Here is a 17,633-nt window from a genome sequence, read left to right on the forward strand (position 1 = left end):
CTTCGGCCCGCGCGCGGGCCGAGGCCAACGGACACAGGGGTTCGGGGCGTCGGCGCGCACGGTGCCCGCCCCGTGGATCGCTCCCCAGGAGCCGGACCGACCTACTCGGTCCCACTCCTGGGGAGCGTTCGTGTGCGGGCCCGTGCACCCGGTCATCACCGGAGGCCGGCCAGACTGTTGCTTCTTGACAATAGTTGACGATGTGGGCATTGTTTTGCGGTGGGAGGGGCGCCGGACGGCGGCGGTTCACGCCGTGCGGAATCCCCGTCGCTCGTGCTCGGCCTCTCCGGTGTCACCGTCGACCCGGCTCGCCGACTCCTGGAAGGCGGCGAGACCCTCCAGCAGCATCGCCCGTTTCCTCGGGGGCATACGGGCGATCACGGTGTGGAGCTCACGCTCCCTCCGGGCGCGAAGGTCCCGCATGAACGAGCGCCCGCTCTCGGTCAGCCAGACCCGCAGCTCACGACGGCTGTTGGGGCTGGAGGTCCTGTGTACGAAGCCGACCGCCTCCAGGCGGTCACACAGTCTGCTGACGGACGGAGGGGTGGAGCCCAGACGATCGGTGATGGTCCGCAGGTTCACGCCGTCCTCGCCGTCGAGGATGAACAGGACCTTGAGTTGGGACGCTGAGACCGGCGCTGTCGCCAACTCGCGCCCACGGCCCCACAGCACCTCCATCAGTTCGGTCGCCTCCGAGGCGGCCCGGGTGGCGTCATGTGCCTTTTCCTGCGATTCAGCGCTCACTTTCCAGCCTCACCACTCGCGGTTGTGAGTAGGACCCGTGCCCTGGTCGGCGGCCGGGTATCTCCAAGACCATAACGGAACGCCCGGTTCCGTGCCCGATCGCCGTCCCCTCCCGCAGATCGGGCGGGGGACGTCTACTCCCCCTGACAGAAAACACAGGTTGACGACTTTGAACGGTTACGAGGCAGTCGTACGGGCCCTCCAGCAGGCCAGGCCCGACGGTCTGCTGACCGCGTTGCGCGCGGCCCTGACCGAGAACTTCGAGGCGCTGGCGGCGAACCTGCTGCTGGCCGACTACGGGATGACGTCCCTGTGCCACGTCACCGATCCGGGGGAGGAGCCGCGCTGGCTCTCGCTCTTCAACAGCATCGAGGGGAGGGTCTTCGGCTCCCAGGAACCCATGGTCGAGGGTTTCCCCGGTGCCGGTCGCTCCGTGGTGCGCCTCCCCGTGACCCTCCGGGGTGACCGCACGGGGGTGCTCGTGGTCGAGCTGCCCACCCCCGAGCCGACCCCGGAGTCGATCAGGGAACTGGAGCGCGTCGCCCGCGCCCTGGGGCACGAACTGCTCGTCGCGGAGAGGGACACCGACCACTACCGCGTCCTACGGCGCCGGGGCCGACTCACCCTGGCGGCGGAGATCCAGTGGGACCTCCTGGCGGGACGGGCCTACGAGTGCCCGGAGTACGCGCTGGGAGCCCAGCTGGAGCCCGCCTACTCCATTCGGGGCGACAACTTCGACTGGTCGGCCGGGGGAGAGCGCCTGCTGCTCGGCGTCACCAACGGCATGGGGGAGGGCATCGAGGCGTCCCTGCTCACCAGCCTCGCGGTGAACGCCCTGCGCAACGCGCGCCGGGCCGGGGTGCCGTTGGCCGACCAGGTCGCACTCGCCGACAAGGCCGTCTTCGCGCAGCACCAGGGAGAGCTCTACCTGGACCTGCTGCTGCTCTCCTTCGACCAGGCCACGGGGGAGGTCGAGGTCGTCGACGCGGGGTCCCCGCGCCTGTACCTGCTGCGGGACGACGCGGTGGCGCACTTCCCGTTCGACGCCCAGATGCCGCTGGGCATGGCGGAGGACACCGTCTACACGACCCAGCGTTTCACCGTCCAGCCGGGAGACCGGCTGGTCTTCGTCAGTGACGGGGTCTTCGACGCGTCGGGGCGCGGCCGCGAGACCTTCGGCCACCGTTCGCTGGCCCGCTCCATCCTCGCGACGCGGCTGTTGCCCGCAGCCTCGGTCCCCCAGGAGATTCTGCGCCATCTCAGCGGATACCGTCGAGCGGAGAGAAGCGAGGACGACGCACTGGTGGTGTGCCTGGACTGGCGCGGCAAGGACTGAGCTCCGACGGGCGGACGGCGCCGGAAACGGTGCAGGAAACCGACCCCGGCCGGGACATTCTGGTAGACAGTTGTCGGGCGACAAACGATCGAGGACGGAAACGACATGACCGACGACTCCCCGACGGGGAACGCGCCGCGGACCGTGGCCCGTGTCCTGCGGGACAGGAGCGAGCAGATCGCCCAGCGCTGGGCGGACCTGCCGCTGTTCCAGGCGGTCTTCACCGTCACCCGGGACGAGGCCGTGGAGGCCTGCCACTCGGTGCTCGAATCCCTGGCCCAGGTGGCGGAGACCGGACGGGTCGACGACATCGAGGCCCCCGGTTTCGGAACGATCCGGCAACAGTTGGCGGCGATGAGCGCCTCCCGGAGCCGGTCCGGGCTCTCCGTCGGTCAGATCGACCGTGAGGTCGGCGCGCTCGGGGCCGCCCCGGTCGAGATCCTGGAACGCGAGGCCGAGGACGCCGACGGACGCGAGGTGCTGCTCGCGCGGCTGCTGTGGACCGAGCTGCTGTCCACGTTCAGGGTCGTCGTCATCGAGACCACCCTCCAGGAGAACCGGGAGATCGTCGACCGCCAGCGCCAGCAGCTGATGGAGATGGGCACCCCGGTGATCAAGCTCTGGGACCGCCTGGTGGCCGTTCCGCTGATCGGCATGCTCGACAGCGCGCGCAGCCAGGTCGTCATGGAGAACCTCCTGGAGGCCATCGTCGAACACAACGCGAACATGGCCATCCTCGACATCACCGGTGTGCCCACGGTCGACTCGCTCGTCGCCCAGCACCTCATGAAGACCGTCGCCTCCGCCCGCCTCATGGGGGCCGACTGCGTGATCTCTGGTATCCGGCCCGCCATCGCGCAGACCATCGTCCAGCTCGGACTCGACCTCGGCCCGGTCACCACCCGGGCCACCCTCGCGGACGCGCTGGAACTCGCGTTGGAACGGCAGAACACGAACGTCCAGGGGCTCCCGCCCCGCGCCTGACTCACCGATCGGACCCGCCCGTGCAGCCTGGAGCATCCCCCGTCCCCGTCCTGGACCTGGGTGGCATCCTGCTCATCAGTATCCAGGGAGAACTCCTCGACCACGCCGCCGTCGACCTGCGGACGGACGTGACCCGCGCCGTCGCCTCGACGGGGGCCCGGGGGGTCATCATCGACATCAGCGGACTCGACATGGTCGACTCCTTCCTCGCCCGGGTCCTGGCGGAACTGGCCGCGGGAGCCCGGCTCCTCGCCGCCCAGGCGGTGCTCGTGGGTATGCGCCCGAGCGTCGCCATCACCCTGGTCGAACTCGGTCTCGCGCTGCCCGGGCTCGACACCGCCCGGACGGTCTCGGAAGCGGCGGCCCGCTTCGGGATCGAGATCCGCGACACCGCACCACGGACGGCCGCCAGGGGCACGGACTGGAACGAGACGTGAGCACCGACGAGCGCACCTCCTTCCGTCTGCCGGTCCGCAACGACGCGGACCTCATGACGGTGCGCCAGCGCGTGCGCGGCCTCTCCCAGGAGCAGGGGTTCGGCCTCGTCCAGCAGACCAAGCTCGTCACCGCCGCCAGCGAACTGGCCCGCAACACCCTGATCCACGGCGGGGGCGGGAGCGTGACCGTGGAACTCTCCACCGACGGCGACGGTCGGACCGGCATCACCCTGGTCTTCTCCGACGAGGGACCCGGCATCCCCGACATCGCCCTCGCCCTGCGTGACGGGTACTCGACGGCGGGCGGCCTCGGCATGGGGCTGAGCGGTTCCAAGCGGCTGGTCGACGACTTCGAGGTCGAGACCACACCGGGAGAGGGCACCGCCGTCACCGCCACCCTGTGGTCGGGCCCGCCGCTCAACGGACGCCGATGACCAGGGTCTGGGACGTGACGGTCAGCGACTCCACGCTGGTCCGCCGGGCGCGCGAGGCGGCCGAGGCGGCGGCCGCCGCCTCGGGGCTGGACCCCGAACGCGCCGGGGACGCCGCCCTGGTGGCGACCGAACTGGCCACCAACGCGGTCAAGTACGCGGGCGGGGGCAGACTCGTCGCCGAGATCTCCCGTGACCCGTGGGGCAACGCCCGGGCCCTCCAGATCCTCGCCCTCGACCACGGGCCGGGCATCCGTGACGTGCGGCGGGCCATGACCGACGGCTTCACCACGGGGAGCTCTCTCGGCACCGGTCTGGGCGCGTGCCTCCGGGCCTGCGACTACTTCGCGGTGGACAGCGTCCCCGGGCAGGGCACCCTGGCCCTCGCCCGGATCGCACCGCAGGGGGCCCGTGAGGCCTTCGCCTCGGGCGCCGTGACCGGGGGACTGCACCTGCCGCTGGGAGGCGCGCCCGAGTCCGGCGACGGCCTCGCCTTCCGCAGCGCCTCGGGTCACCGGACCGTCATGCTGGCGGACGGCCTCGGGCACGGCCCGGCGGCGGCCGAGGCCAGCGACCTGGCCGCCCGGACGGTGCGGAGCAGGGCGGGTGACAGACCCGAGGACCTCCTGCGGTTCCTGCACTCGGAGCTGAGGTCGAGCCGTGGCGCGGCCGTGGCCGTGGCCGACATCGACGAGTCGGCGCACCGGCTCAGCTTCTGCGGGGTGGGCAACATCGGTGCGCGGCTGTACAGCCGCGGCGGTTGGGAGACGCTCCTGTCCCGCCCCGGGATCGTCGGAGCCTTCGGCCTGCGCACGCCGGTGCCGCTGCACCGGGAGTGGCACCCGGGCGACCTCCTGGTGCTCTGCACCGACGGGCTGCCCAGCCGGTGGTCTCCGGAGGGGATCGAACGCCTGGCCGACCTGGACGCCGCGCTGATCGCCGCACGGGTGTTCCGGGACGCGGGCAGTGCCGCCCGCCCCCTGCGGGACGACACCGCCGTCGCCGTCGTACGGCACACCGGACGCCTCCAGGGGGTGAGGACATGAGACACCGTCTCCTGAACGAGCACGTGCGCTCGGCCGTCGACGTGGCGCTGGCCCGTGCCCGGGTCGGGCACGTCCTGCGCGCGGACGGTGACGTCAAGGAGAGGGGCGCGGACCTCCTGTCCGCCACCACCGAACACGCCCTGGACCGGGTCGGCGCGGGCCGGGCCGCCGTCGTGCGGCTGGAGGCGTCGGGGGACCTCCGTGAACTACGGGCCAGTGTGCTCGGGGACGGTACGGAGCCGGACGGAGCCTGGTCCCGCACCCTGGTCCTGGACGGTCCCCTGCCGGACACCGCCCTCGAACCACCCGAGTCCGAGGTCGAACTGCTGGTCGCGCAGCAGTTGGACGACGACCGGCACCAGAGGAGGCTGTCGGGGCTGGCGACTCAGCGGGCCCGGGAACTCGACTCCCACCAGCGGGAACTGGAGGAGACCAACCTGGGTGTGCTGGCCCTGCACGCCGAACTCGCCCAGGCCAGCGACGAACAGCGCAGACTGCTGCGGGCGGAGCGGGCCGCCAGGGACGAGGCCGAGACGGCGCGGAACCGGCTCACCTTCCTGTCCGCAGCGAGCGCGCAGCTCATGGCCACCCTCCAACGCTCGGAGATCTACGGGCGTCTGGAGAAGCTGCTGATCCCCGTCCACGCGTCCGCCGTGGACCTGTGGGTGGTCGAGGAGGGCTCGCTGGTGCCCCTGGAGGGGTCCGGGAGCGGCGCGCCCCCGGACGCCGCGGTCCGTGCGGTCGCGGAGCGGCGTCCCGTGCGCGGCGAGGCGACACCCGAGGGCCTGGTCGGTACCGCCTTCCCGTTCCTCCTCGCGTCCCGCTCGCTGGGCGCCATGGTCCTGCACCGGACCGACGGAGCCGTCCCCGACGACGACGTCATGCTCGGGGAGCTGGCGCGGCGGGTGGCCACGGCGATGGACAACGCCCAGCGCTTCGAGCACGAGCGGGACACCGCGGCGGCGCTCCAACGCGCCATGCTGACCCGGCTCCCCCGGCTGCCGGGGATGGAGCTGACCGCGCGGTACCTGCCCGCCGAGGACGGAATGAACGTGGGGGGCGACTGGTACGACGTCTTCCCGGTCGAGGACGGCGAGTACGTCGGGGTGGTCGGTGACGTCACCGGTCACGGTATCCACGCGGCGGTCACCATGGGCCAGCTGAGGACGGCCCTGCGCGCCTACTCGGTCCACGAGCGGAGCCCGGCCGCTCTCCTGGGGCTCCTGCACCGCCTGCTGGACCGGTTGGAGCCGGACCTGTTCGCCACGGCGGTCATCGTCCGCTTCCGTCCGGGCGACCCCCACGTGACACTGGCGTCGGCGGGGCACCCGCCACCGCTGCTGCGCGACGCTTCGGGGGAGGCGGCTCCGGTCGAGGCGGACTCGGGCGGAATGCTGGGCCTGCCCATCGACCTCACCTTCACGGACAACCGCGTGGAGGTCCCCCCGGGAGGCGCCCTGCTGCTGTACACCGATGGTCTGGTCGAGCGGCGGGGCGAGCCCATCGACACCGGGATCGCCCGGCTGCGGGCGTGCTTCGGGGACGCGTCGCGACGCTCCCGGGGGGCCGAGGAGGCCGCGGACCGGCTGCTGGCCTCGGCGCTGCGCGGGCACGCCTGCGACGATGACGTGTGCATGCTGGTGCTCGGGCCCGTGCCGCCCGCGGAATGACGAAGGGGCGGGGTGCCGTGTGTGGGCACCCCGCCCCCTTTCCCTCACCGAGGATCAGATCTCGGTGACTGCGGCCTCGTAGTCGAGGCGGGGGAGACGGTCGAACCACGCGTCGGGGCCGGGGCGACCGATGTTCATGACGACCAGCGGGGTCTGGGTGGAGTCCGCGCCGAAGAGGTCCTCGCGCAGGCCCTCGGCGTCGAAGCCGGTCATCGGCCCGGCGGCCAGACCGGCGGCGCGCACACCGACGATCAGGTAGGCGACCTGGAGGAACGCGTTCCGCATGGCCATGTCCTCACGGGCCTCGACCGGCATACCGGAGAAGTTCTCACGGGCGTCCGGGAGGACGGGGAAGGTCGTGGGGAAGTGCTCGTGGAAGGAGCTGTCGGCCGACAGCACCAGGGCCAGCGGGGCCGTGGCGGTCTTGGGGGCGTTGTTCCCGGCCATGTGCCTGACGAGGCGCTCGCGGGCCTCTGGCGAGCGGACGGCGGTGACCCGGAGCGGCTGGTTGTTCATCGCCGTGGGGCCGTACTTGACCAGGTCGTAGATGGCGCGCAGCTGCTCGTCGGTCACCGGTTCGTCGGTGAAGGTGTTGGCGGTGCGCGCGCTGCGGAACAGAAGGTCCTGCGCGTCCTTGGCCAGAACGAGGGCGTCACTCATAGGGAAACCTCAGCTGTGCTCGTGCGGTTCAGGGCATGCCGCTGGGGGCCGGCTACCGGGCACAACCTGGTTTGCCAGGAAGATATTTCAACAGAGAACCATTGGTGAGCTCACTCACTCCACGAGCGGCGCCGGACGTCGACCGCTCGGCCGCCGACCGCTCGGTCGCGGCACGCGCTGGCGCGGTATCGTCGGCCTCGGCCCGTTGGCCTCGGTGACCCACTCCTCCAGCTGCTTGACGAACATGCGCGCCTGTACCGGCCAGTGGAACGAGGTCCGCGCGATCCGGTGACCGGTACGTGCGAACTGCTCACGCTGGCCCGGGTCGTCGCGGAGCTCCAGCACCGCGCGGACGGCGGCGGACGGGTCCTCGAACGGGACCACCAGACCCGCGGGGCCCTCCGGGCGCTGGGTCACCAGGGCCCGCGCCATCGGGTTCGGTGAGGTGACCACCGGCAGCCCGTGGGCCATGTACTCCACGACCTTGGTGGGCAGGGAGTGCCGGTAGTTGTCGGTGTCGTGCAGCAGGCTGATCCCGGCCAGGGCACCCGCGGCCATGCGCAGCGCCCGGTCGTTGGGCACGAACCCGTACCAGTGCAGCGCGTTCTCCTGGTGGGCGTCCCGCAGCAGCGGCCGGATCTCGTGGTCGGCGCCGCCGATGACCTCCAGGCGCACCCCGTGGTCGCGCAGCCGTCGGCCCATCTCGATCAGGTCGTGGGCGCCCCGGGCCCTGGAGAGCTGGCCCAGGTAGACGACCCGGTCGTCGCCGGGCGGCCGGAGCGGGGTGTCGGGGACCTCGGTGGTGTTGGGAACCACCGGATGGGCGCCCCGGAAGCGGGGCCGGTACCCCTCCTCGGCCAGCAGCAGGCGCATCCTGCGCTCCGCGCGGCGCTCGAAACCGCGCACGACGGAGCCGAGCGGTCTGCGGAGCCGCTCCGGGATCCAGGACTTGGTGAGGAGCGCGGCGGGGGTGTCCTCGTGCACGTCCCACACCGTCACCGGGCGCTTGGACGGCAGGGCCAACAGCAGCTCGGGGTCGTGGAAGAGCAGGAGGTCGGCCTGCGGAGCCAGGCGTGCCAGCGCGGCCCGGGCGGCCCTCAGAGAGGACAGTCGGTCACGGCCCGAGGCGCGGGGGACGTCCACGGAACGCACCTGGTCCCAAGGGGTCACTCCGCACTCCCGGAACGGGGCGACGTACGTCACGGTGTGTCCGGCGTCCACGAGGGCGCGGATCTGTCGGTGCAGGATCCGGGCGTCCTCGGGGTGGTGCACAATCGTGGCCACAAGCGCGTGCATCGAGATCACCTACGTATGTCACCAGTTGGTACGACTTGTCCGTATTACGATGATCCGCTGTGAGGGTGCGGTATCAGCTGTGCGACACGCTATTCACCTGCGGAAACCGCCCGAGGAAAGCCGAGTGGACGCGTGGGGTGCATCCGGTGAACCCTTGGCTGGGTCACGGTGAACGCACGAAGGCACGCCGCCGAACGCGCGATGGCGTCCGAAGCGACGTGCCTTGGTGGTCCCGGGTCTACCGGGCCGTTCAGAGGACCTGGACACCCTCACGCTGCACGCGACGGCGCGCCTGTGAGGGAACCTCGGCCACGGCCTCGGCGTCCGGGTCGGAGCGCCGCAGGACACCGCGGGTGTCCAGCAGCAGCCGCGCGTACTCGGTGAGCAGCTTGGGCCGGTAGTCGGCGTGGTCCGTGAGCAGGACGGTCAGGTCGGCCTCGGCCATCGCCCGCTCCAGGTCGGTGGAGCGCGGGACGTCCACCCCGTCCACCTGCCAGGAGTCCACGTGCGGGTCGTGGTAGGTGAGCGTGGCGCCCTTGGCCGCCAGCTTGCGGGCCACCGGACGCGCGGGCGACTCGCGCTGGTCCGCGATGTCGGCCTTGTAGGTGACGCCCAGCAGCAGGACCTTGGACCTGGAGAGCGCCAGGCCGGACTCGTTGAGCAGTTCCTGCGCGCGCTGGGTCACGTACGCGGGCATCCGGCCGTTGATCTCCTGGGCCAGCTCGACGAACCGGAACGGGTAGCCGAGCGTCTTGACCTTGTAGGAGAGGTAGTTCGGGTCGATGGGGATGCAGTGGCCACCCACGCCCGGACCCGGGTAGAACGCCTGGAAGCCGAACGGCTTGGTGGCGGCCGCCGAGATCGAGTCCCACAGGTCGATGCCGAGCTCCTGGCAGAAGACGGCCATCTCGTTCACCAGCGCGATGTTCACGTGCCGGTAGGTGTTCTCCAGGAGCTTGGCCATCTCCGCCTCGCGGGTGCCGCGCGCCCGGACCACGGTGTTCACGAAGTTCCCGTAGAACGCCGCGGCCGCCTCGCCGCACTCCTCGGTCAGGCCGCCGACCACCTTCGGGGTGTTGGCGACGCCGAAGGTCGGGTTGCCCGGGTCGATGCGCTCGGGCGAGAAGGCCAGGTGGAAGTCGGCACCGGCGACGAGGCCGGACTCCTCCAGGAGCGGCCGGACGACCTCCTCGGTGGTGCCCGGGTAGGTCGTGGACTCCAGGATCACCAGGGTGCCCGGGGACAGGTGCGCGGCGATGGCCCTGGAGGCCGAGGTGACCGCGCCCAGGTCCGGGCCGCCCTCCGGGGAGAGCGGCGTCGGTACGCAGATGACGATGGTGCGGGCCGTGGCGAGGCACGCGGGGTCGGTGGTCGCGCTGAACCCTCTGGCCAGCATCGAGGCGACGTCGTCCGTCGACAGGTCGTCGATGTGCGACACGGACTCGTTGAGACCGTCGACCACTCTCGTGCTCACGTCGAATCCGGTCACCCTCAGTCCCGCCGAGACGGCCTCAGCCGCCAACGGGAGACCGACGTAACCGAGGCCGAGGACGACGAGGTCGCTGGCCGAACCGGAGCTCTGCTCGGGGACAGGGACTGGGTTGGAGGCTGCGGCATCCACTTCGCGGTCACACTCGCATTCATTTCGTGAACGGGCGCAAATAGTCGAGGACTGCCATGGATCCACCATTCGGAGTGCTGGACGTCCGAGTGTAGGTAGACGTCGTCCCCGGTTACGGGATCTGTCCTGGTTCGGACATTTTTCGAATAAGAACCCGATACGCCTGGCTGTAGCGGTATGCGGCCTCGGTCCACGTTCGGTTGGCTCCGACACGCTTCTGACCAGCTTGACCGTAGGACGTCCGCTTTGGATGACTGTAGGCGAGATTTGTGAGGACATCAGCTAGACGTGCCGATTCGCCCGCCGGAATTAACTCACCGGACACCCCCGGTTCCACGATCTCTCGCAGTGCGGGAAGATCACTCGCGACAACAGGAAGCCCACCAGCCATGGCCTCCACCGGCTTCAGCGGTGTCACCAAGCGGCACACGCGTTCATCAAGTCGTGGCACGGCGAAGACGTCCAGCGCGGCGTGGTGATGGCGGACCCGGTCGGCGGGGACCCGCCCCGGGAAGTGCGCCGCGCCCTCCAGCCCGAGCCGCCGGGCGCGGTCACGCAGCGTGGCCAGATCCGGCCCGTCACCGACCACCAGGGCGTGGGCCCGTTCGCCCCGATCACGCATGACCGCGACCGCGTCCAGAAGCACGTCCAGCCCCTCGTAGCCGAAGCAGCTCGTGGTGGTGCCCACCACGAACTCGTCCGGCCCGATCCCCAGCCCGCGGCGGACCTCCGCACCCGACGGCAGCGGCTCCAGGAACGACTCGTCCACGGCGTTGGGGACCACCAGCAGACGCTCCCGGGGCACCCCGCGCGCCTCGATGTCGGCCCGCATGGTCTCCCCGAGCGTCACCACGAGGTCGGCGGCGAGCATGCACTCCGTCTCGCTGGCGCGTTCGGCCTGGTAGAAGGCGTCGTCCACACTGCGTGACGTGTCCCGGGACAGCCAGGACTCCTCCAGGAACCCCCGGACCTCGTAGACCACCGGCAACCCGAACCGGCGTCCCAGCTCCAGGGCGAGCCGCGCGTTGTGGTGGTTGCTGGCCGCGTGCAGCACGTCCGGGCGCACCGCCGCCACCAACTCCGAAGCCAGCCGCAGCCCCGACTCCAGTTCGTCGACGTGGTCCCGGGGCGCCGCCCACGGCAGGAGCCGGTGGTAGGCCACCCCGTCCAGCCGCACCAGCGTGCGCGGATCCGGGACCCCCTTGGTCAGCGGATACCCGGCCCGGGTGGCCACGTGCACGTCCATCCCGGCCTCCCGCTGCGCCACCGCGATCCGGTGCGTGCGCTGCGTGTAGCCCGCGTTGGTGTGCGGAAGCGCGTTGGTGACCAGATGCAGCACCCGGATCCCCGCACCGGGCCTCCCCGGGTCGGCCGCCACCCGCCAGCGCCCGCCGTCATCCGCGCCGGTGGCCGGTCGCTGAGCGTTCACCGTGTCGTCAGGCCGCGTTGGCGCACCGCGGGTTAACGTGAACCCGTGACGGTCAGGCGAAACGGACGGGGACGCGGGGACGGCACGTCCCGTGGCCAAGGCGGTCCGGTACTCCGCCGAGGTCCTGTGCGGCCCCGGGGGAAGACGTTCGGCCAGGTCACGAGCTGTGTCGGCGTCACCGGCGGCGAGGGCGGCCGCGACCAGGCGCCCCACCCTGCGGGGCGAGGCGTTCGTGGCGGCGGACAGCAGCACCTCGCGTGCCTCCTCGCGCCGTCCCTGGTCCCACAGGGAGTAGGCACGCGGCAGCGCGCCCGAACGGGCGGACACGGCACGCGCCGAGGTCCGTACCGGGCCGGGCATCAGCCGCAGCGCCAGCAGCGGCAGGCGGGCCGGATCGGAACGCAGGTGGTGCCAGGCCAGCGACGCGGTGAAGGTCACCGCCCTCGGCCAGAGGACGCGCGAACGCGGAACACGGGGTTCGGAAATCTGGGAGTCATGCACGGTCAGTCACACAACCACGTGGACGTGGCCGGATGGTGACAACACGGCGACACGGACGGGACGGCTGGGGCAAAGAACTCCGTCACCCGGGCCGTGCGCACCGACCGCCCGGCCGGACCCCGGCCCACACCAGCACAGCAGACACCCCCACCAGAAGCAGAAGGAAACAGCCGTGGCAACGAGTGCGCCTCTTGGCAGCCAGGACACCGGGATCGTGCACGTGGTCGGGGCCCGCCCCAACTTCGTGAAGGCCGCTCCGGTCGTCTCCGCCCTGCGCGGGCGGGGCGCGCACCAGACGGTCCTGCACACCGGTCAGCACTACGACGACCGCATGTCCGCCGTCTTCTTCCGGGACCTCGGCCTGCCCACGCCGGACGTCGACCTCGGGGTCGGCTCCGGTTCGCACGCCTCCCAGACCGCCGCGCTCATGGTCGGCCTGGAGCGCGAGTTCACCGCGAACACGCCCGGGATGGTCGTGGTCTACGGCGACGTGAACTCCACCGTCGCCGCCGCCCTGGTCGCCGCCAAGCTCGGCGTCCCCGTCGCGCACGTCGAGGCGGGCCTGCGCTCCTTCGACAACACCATGCCCGAGGAGATCAACCGGCGGGTCACCGACCAGCTCAGCGACCTCCTCTTCGCGACCAGCCCCGAAGCCGTCGGTCACCTGGCCACCGAGGGCATCTCCCCGGACCGTGTCCACCTCGTCGGCAACCCGATGATCGACACGCTCCTGGGCAACCTCGACCGCTTCGACGCCGACGCCCTGCGCGCCCGACTCGACCTGCCCGAACGGTACGTGGCCGCGACCCTGCACCGGCCCGCGAACGTGGACGACCCGGCCAACGTCGCCCTCCTCACCGAGCGGCTGCACGAGATCGCGGACCGCACCGACGTGGTCATGCCGGTGCACCCCCGCGGCAAGGCCGCCTTCGACCGCGCCGGGCTGGGCGACCACCCGCGCGTGCGCCTGCTCGAACCGCTCGGATACCTCGACTTCGTCGCCCTCACCCGGGGCGCCGCCGCCGTGGTCACCGACTCCGGAGGCGTCCAGGAGGAGACCACGATCCTCGGGGTCCCCTGCCTGACCCTGCGACCCAACACGGAACGCCCGATCACCATCACCCACGGCACCAACCAGCTGGTCACGGAGGCCGAGCTCCTCCAGGCCCTCGGCAAGGTCCTGGACGGACGGACCGAGGAACGGTTCGGTGACGTGCCACCGCTGTGGGACGGCCGCTCGGGCGAGCGCATCGCCTCCGTCCTCACCCAGTGGTCGCGGTGAGCGGCCGTGTCCCCCCTCCGCGCGGGCGCCCCCCGGCACCCGGACCACACCACGGACACCCCGGTGTCCCGACCCGAGGTTTCCCGAACCGAGCACAAGGTGGCAGACCGTGAAACGGCGTGAACAGAGCCAGACCGAACAGCTTCGGCAAGCCCTGGCCGAGCGCGAGGCCCAGCTCCAGGAGGCCCAGGCCCGCCTGGCCTCGCTCGAGGGGTCGACCTCCCTCCAGGTGGGTCGCGCACTCACCGCCGCCGCCAAACGGCCCGGCCGCTCCCTGGTCAGGCTCCCGCGCGACCTCTACCGGCTGTGGCGCCGCAGCGGCGCCACCAACCACGCCCAGCGGCGCGGAGTCGAGCCGGTCCGCTCCTTCGACGCCGACCGTCAGGAGGCCCGCCTCCTCACCGGTCTGAGCGGAGGCCGCGAGGACCTGCTGGTGGTCGCCACCGTCCTCGGCCCGGCCGTGGAGAAGGCCGTGGACCCCTACCTCCGCACGGTGCCGCTGCGCCCGCACGACGCCCAGATCGTCATGGACGCGGTCGACGTCGACCTGCTCCTGGTGTCGTCCTCCGCCGCCGCGCCCGGCTCTCCCTGGGCCCACGTGGGCGACCCCGCCGCCGTCGACCGCACCCGCGCCCTGCACTGGGTGCTGGAGTCCGCGGCCGCACGCGGTATCCCCACGGTCCTGCTCGACGACGCACCGGCCCCGCCCGCCCTGCGCCAGCTCGGCTTCGACCGCGTGCACAAGGGCGACGCCGGGGTGCCGCTGCACCAGTTCAACCCGGTGGCCGCCGAACTCGTCTCCGGACCCGAGGCCGTCTTCGTCCGCACCTCCCCGGACCAGCCGGTCCCCGACGTCCTGGTGGACCTCGGCGCGGGTGTGGTGGACGCCGACTCCCCGGACCTGCCCGACGCCCTGCGCGCGGCCAACGTCGCCGTGATCCCCGAGTCCGGCCACGGCGACCTGCGCCTGCGCCGCCGCGCCTGGGCCTGTGGCACCCGGGTGGTCTCGCACCCGGCCGTGCCCGCGCCCGACACCGAGGACCTCGCTGTCACCGTGCCACGGCTGCGCGCGGAGCCACCCACGCCCCGCGAGGTGCGGGCCATGCTGCGCCAGGTGTTCCTCGACGAGGCGGCCCCCGTCCGGCTGGCCGCCCTCCTGGAGGGTCTCGACTTCGCGTCGGGCACCCCCGGCACCGAACTCCCGCTGAGCGGCAGGGGGGTCGCCGTCCTGGCGGACCCGGCCTCCGAGGCCGAGGCCGAACGTCTCGCCGCCGACCTCCTCGGCTCACGCCTGCGCCCCGCCGAGGTGGTCGTCCCCGACACCGCCGCGCGCATGCCCGGGGTCCAGCGCCTGCGGGCCGAGGGCCTCACCGTGCGCACCGTCCGCTCGACCGCGCCCGACACTCCCGAGGAACTCACCCGGGAGGGCACCCGCTCCCAGGTCGGCGGGTTCGAACCGGAGCACTGGGCGGCCCTGGCCGAACGGGCCACCTCACCGTGGTCGCACCTGTGGACCGGCCCGGTCGGCCGCCACCGCCTGGCCGACCTCGCCTGCGCCGCCGAGTGCTCGGACGCGGACGCGGTCGGCACCCCCGACTCCGACGACCCCGGGGTCCCGGGCCTGGGGGAGCGGGGCTTTTTCGACCGCGACACCGGGGGCAGACAGTACGTGTTCGTCACCTCCGTCACCCCGGAGCTGGCGCGCACCGACCTCCTGCGCCGGGGCTGGCTCCCGGCGGAGTGGAACCGGCGCGGTACCCGGCTCCTGGCCCTGGGCCCGGACCACGGCTCCGGCACCGACGGCGACAACGAGGGACCCGCCCACGCCGACGCCTCGACGGGCGCGGTCGGTTGACCACCCCGACGACGCCCGACCAGTCGTCGGCCGGTCCGCCCCCGACGGACGCGCGCGGCGCGGTAGTACGCAAGACTCGGGCCACCCATCAGCATCCGAAGGGAAGAACGTGAGCACAGCTCCTCCGCGCGCACTCTTGTACGGGGACGTGGACCTGAACATCATCGACGGCTCGGCGATCTGGGCGCAGTCGATGGCGCAGGCCCTGGCGGCGGCGGGTTGCGAGGTCACCCTGCTGCTCAAGGCCCAGGTCCGCACCGACCGGCTGACGGCGCCGCTCACCGCGACCCCCGGGGTCAGACTGATCCGCCCCTACGAGGACAAGCTCCTGTCCGACCTCGGACCGCGCGGCCTCACGCCCGAGCAGGCCGTGGAGCTCATGGGCGGGCTGCACTCACGCAGGCCCTTCGACCTCGTCGTGGTCCGGGGCCGCCGACTCGCTGGTCTGGCCGCACAGGAGGAGAGCCTGTCCGGGAAGCTGTGGACCTACCTCACGGACTTCCCGCACAGCGTCGGGGAACTCTCCGCGACCGCCACCGCCGAGCTCACCGACATCGCGCTGGCCTCACGGTTCGTGCTCTGCCAGACCGAGGAGCTGCGGGCCTTCCTGGAGTCCACGGTCCCCGCCGCCTGTGGCCGTTCCGTCCTGTTCCCGCCCGTCGCGGTGGTGCCCGAGGGCATCGCCGCCGACGGCCGGACCCGCGCGCGCACACGCCTGGCCTACACCGGCAAGTTCGCGCCCCGCTGGAACACCCTGGAGATGACCGGCCTGCCCGAGGAGCTGGCCCGCCTCGGGGTGGACTCCGAACTGGTGATGATCGGTGACAAGATCCACGCCGAGCCCGCCGACTGGGCCAAGCGCATGCGCAGGGCCCTGGAGAGCACCCCGCACGTGGACTGGCGCGGCGGCATGGCGCGGGCCGACGCCCTCCGCCAGTCCGCCGAGTGCGACTTCGGACTCTCCTGGCGCGACCCGGACATGGACGCCAGCCTGGAGCTGTCCACCAAGGTCCTGGAACTGGGTGCGCTCGGCCTGCCCGTGGTCCTCAACCGCACCCCCATGCACGAGGCCCTGCTCGGCGCCGACTACCCGCTGTTCGCCGGTGAGGACACCGGTTCCGTGGCCGCCGTGATCGCCCGCGCCTACCACGACCGCTCCGTCTACGCCGAGGCCGCCGAACGCTGCCGCGCCGCCGCCGCGAACCACACCCTGGAACGCGCGGCCGAGCGCCTGCGCGGATACCTGGCCGAGGCCATCCCCGCCGCTCCCGAGGGCACCGACCCCGAACGTCCGCTCAAGGTGGTCATCGCCGGGCACGACCTCAAGTTCTTCACCCGCCTGGCCGAGTACCTGGACTCGCTGCCCGGCCTGGACGTGCGCATCGACGAGTGGGAGGGGCTGAGCACCCACGACCAGTACCGGTCCCGGGAACTCGCCGCCTGGGCCGACGTGGTCATCTGCGAGTGGTGCGGTCCCAACGCGCTCTTCTACGCCAAGTGGAAGCGCCCGGACCAGCGGCTGATCGTCCGTCTGCACCGCTTCGAACTGTACGCGGAGTGGCCGCGCCGCCTGGAGATCGCCAAGGTCGACGCGGTCGTCTGCGTGAGCCCGCACTACGCCGACCTCACCCGCGAGATCACCGGCTGGCCCGCCGAGAAGGTCGTGGTCCTGCCCAACTGGGTGGACGACCGCCAGCTGGACCGCCCCAAGCTCGCCGGGGCCGAGTACTCGCTCGGCATGATCGGCATCGCGCCGTCCCGCAAGCGCCTGGACCGGGGACTCGACGTGCTCTCGGAGCTGCGCCGGATGGACCCCCGATACACGCTGTCGGTCAAGACCAAGCAGCCGTGGGAGTACTGGTGGATCTGGAACCGGCCGGAGGAGCGCGCCTACTTCGAGCGGGTGTACCGGCGTATCCAGCGTGACGAGAGCCTGGCCTCCGGGGTGGTCTTCGACGGATTCGGGCCGGACGTGGCCACCTGGCTGCGCCGGGTCGGGATCGTGCTCTCCACCAGTGACGACGAGTCCTTCCACCTGGCCCCCGCCGAGTGCGCGGCCTCCGGCGGGCTCCCGGCACTCCTCGCGTGGCCGGGCTCGGACACCATCTACGACCCGCACTGGATCCACGACGACGCGGTGGCCATGGCCGAGTCCATCCACGCGACCGTCTCCGAGGGCCGGTTCGGTGAGGAGAGCGAGCGCGCCCGCGCGGAGGTGACGGCCGTCTACGGGTTGGAGCGGGTCCGGGGGCTGTGGAGTGATCTGGTCGTCCGGGGCGAGGTCCCCGCCGCCCAGGGTTCCACGGCGCACGCGAGCGCCAACTAGGAGTCCGTACCTCTT

Annotated in this window: 14 protein-coding genes; 9 read left to right on the plus strand and 5 right to left on the minus strand. The window is 72.0% G+C overall.

Annotated features, from left to right (window positions below; all coding sequences use genetic code 11):
* Window positions 1-246: 246 nt before the first annotated feature.
* Complete coding sequence (locus ACFW3L_RS19450; protein ID WP_378742402.1) at window positions 247-744, minus strand: MarR family winged helix-turn-helix transcriptional regulator; 498 nt, start codon at window positions 742-744, stop codon at window positions 247-249.
* Window positions 745-913: 169 nt separating this feature from the next.
* On the opposite strand from ACFW3L_RS19450, the gene ACFW3L_RS19455 reads away from it, so the two are divergent.
* The 6 genes from ACFW3L_RS19455 to ACFW3L_RS19480 all read left to right on the plus strand — a co-directional run bounded on the left by ACFW3L_RS19455 (window position 914) and on the right by ACFW3L_RS19480 (window position 6,648).
* Window positions 914-2,080: a PP2C family protein-serine/threonine phosphatase gene (locus ACFW3L_RS19455; RefSeq protein ID WP_378742481.1), complete on the plus strand. Its 1,167-nt coding sequence runs from the start codon at window positions 914-916 to the stop codon at window positions 2,078-2,080.
* Window positions 2,081-2,185: 105 nt separating this feature from the next.
* A complete protein-coding gene (locus tag ACFW3L_RS19460) occupies window positions 2,186-3,064 on the plus strand; it encodes an STAS domain-containing protein (protein ID WP_378742404.1) in 879 nt (292 codons plus the stop codon).
* A gap of 20 nt (window positions 3,065-3,084) precedes the next feature.
* Window positions 3,085-3,501: an STAS domain-containing protein gene (locus tag ACFW3L_RS19465; RefSeq protein ID WP_352388145.1), complete on the plus strand. Its 417-nt coding sequence runs from the start codon at window positions 3,085-3,087 to the stop codon at window positions 3,499-3,501.
* Window positions 3,498-3,935 (plus strand): anti-sigma regulatory factor, encoded by a 438-nt coding sequence (locus tag ACFW3L_RS19470; RefSeq protein ID WP_378742407.1) that lies wholly within the window; start codon window positions 3,498-3,500, stop codon window positions 3,933-3,935. The genes ACFW3L_RS19465 and ACFW3L_RS19470 overlap by 4 nt, the downstream gene beginning before the upstream one ends.
* Window positions 3,932-4,978, plus strand: coding sequence for a SpoIIE family protein phosphatase (locus ACFW3L_RS19475; protein WP_378742408.1), 1,047 nt, complete (start codon window positions 3,932-3,934; stop codon window positions 4,976-4,978). Before ACFW3L_RS19470 ends, ACFW3L_RS19475 begins: the two co-directional genes overlap by 4 nt.
* Complete coding sequence (locus ACFW3L_RS19480) at window positions 4,975-6,648, plus strand: PP2C family protein-serine/threonine phosphatase (RefSeq protein WP_378742410.1); 1,674 nt, start codon at window positions 4,975-4,977, stop codon at window positions 6,646-6,648. The genes ACFW3L_RS19475 and ACFW3L_RS19480 overlap by 4 nt, the downstream gene beginning before the upstream one ends.
* Before the next feature lie 54 nt (window positions 6,649-6,702).
* On the opposite strand, the gene ACFW3L_RS19485 is transcribed toward ACFW3L_RS19480, so the two are convergent.
* From ACFW3L_RS19485 to ACFW3L_RS19500, 4 genes are all read right to left on the minus strand, one after another.
* Window positions 6,703-7,308 (minus strand): malonic semialdehyde reductase, encoded by a 606-nt coding sequence (locus ACFW3L_RS19485; protein WP_378742412.1) that lies wholly within the window; start codon window positions 7,306-7,308, stop codon window positions 6,703-6,705.
* A 114-nt stretch (window positions 7,309-7,422) separates the two neighbouring features.
* Window positions 7,423-8,604, minus strand: coding sequence for a glycosyltransferase (locus ACFW3L_RS19490; protein ID WP_378742414.1), 1,182 nt, complete (start codon window positions 8,602-8,604; stop codon window positions 7,423-7,425).
* Window positions 8,605-8,854: 250 nt separating this feature from the next.
* Entirely contained in the window at window positions 8,855-10,225 is a 1,371-nt protein-coding gene (locus tag ACFW3L_RS19495; protein ID WP_378742416.1) for a nucleotide sugar dehydrogenase, read from the minus strand.
* Window positions 10,226-10,337: 112 nt separating this feature from the next.
* Entirely contained in the window at window positions 10,338-12,092 is a 1,755-nt protein-coding gene (locus tag ACFW3L_RS19500; protein ID WP_378742418.1) for a glycosyltransferase family 4 protein, read from the minus strand.
* 235 nt (window positions 12,093-12,327) lie between these two features.
* On the opposite strand from ACFW3L_RS19500, the gene wecB reads away from it, so the two are divergent.
* The 3 genes from wecB (at window position 12,328) to ACFW3L_RS19515 (ending at window position 17,618) form a co-directional block, all read left to right on the plus strand.
* Window positions 12,328-13,437 carry a non-hydrolyzing UDP-N-acetylglucosamine 2-epimerase gene (wecB, locus tag ACFW3L_RS19505; protein ID WP_378742420.1) on the plus strand — a complete coding sequence of 370 codons (1,110 nt, stop codon included), beginning with the start codon at window positions 12,328-12,330 and terminating at the stop codon, window positions 13,435-13,437.
* A 109-nt stretch (window positions 13,438-13,546) separates the two neighbouring features.
* Window positions 13,547-15,292: a hypothetical protein gene (locus ACFW3L_RS19510; protein WP_378742422.1), complete on the plus strand. Its 1,746-nt coding sequence runs from the start codon at window positions 13,547-13,549 to the stop codon at window positions 15,290-15,292.
* Window positions 15,293-15,428: 136 nt separating this feature from the next.
* The gene (locus tag ACFW3L_RS19515; protein WP_378742483.1) at window positions 15,429-17,618 is read left to right on the plus strand and encodes a glycosyltransferase; all 2,190 of its coding nucleotides are present in this window, start codon (window positions 15,429-15,431) and stop codon (window positions 17,616-17,618) included.
* The last annotated feature ends 15 nt before the right edge of the window (window positions 17,619-17,633 follow it).

The sequence above is a fragment of the Nocardiopsis sp. NPDC058789 genome, assembly GCF_042745575.1.
GTDB classification, from domain to species: Bacteria; Actinomycetota; Actinomycetes; order Streptosporangiales; family Streptosporangiaceae; genus Nocardiopsis; species Nocardiopsis eucommiae.

What these genes read in the sequence shown, in the direction of transcription:
- ACFW3L_RS19460 (WP_378742404.1), top strand. Translation starts at nt 2,186, where the DNA reads ATGACCGACGACTCCCCGACGGGGAACGCGCCGCGGACCGTGGCCCGT.
- ACFW3L_RS19475 (WP_378742408.1), top strand. Translation starts at nt 3,932, where the DNA reads ATGACCAGGGTCTGGGACGTGACGGTCAGCGACTCCACGCTGGTCCGC.
- ACFW3L_RS19480 (WP_378742410.1), top strand. Translation starts at nt 4,975, where the DNA reads ATGAGACACCGTCTCCTGAACGAGCACGTGCGCTCGGCCGTCGACGTG.
- ACFW3L_RS19485 (WP_378742412.1), bottom strand. Translation starts at nt 7,308, where the DNA reads ATGAGTGACGCCCTCGTTCTGGCCAAGGACGCGCAGGACCTTCTGTTC.
- ACFW3L_RS19490 (WP_378742414.1), bottom strand. Translation starts at nt 8,604, where the DNA reads ATGCACGCGCTTGTGGCCACGATTGTGCACCACCCCGAGGACGCCCGG.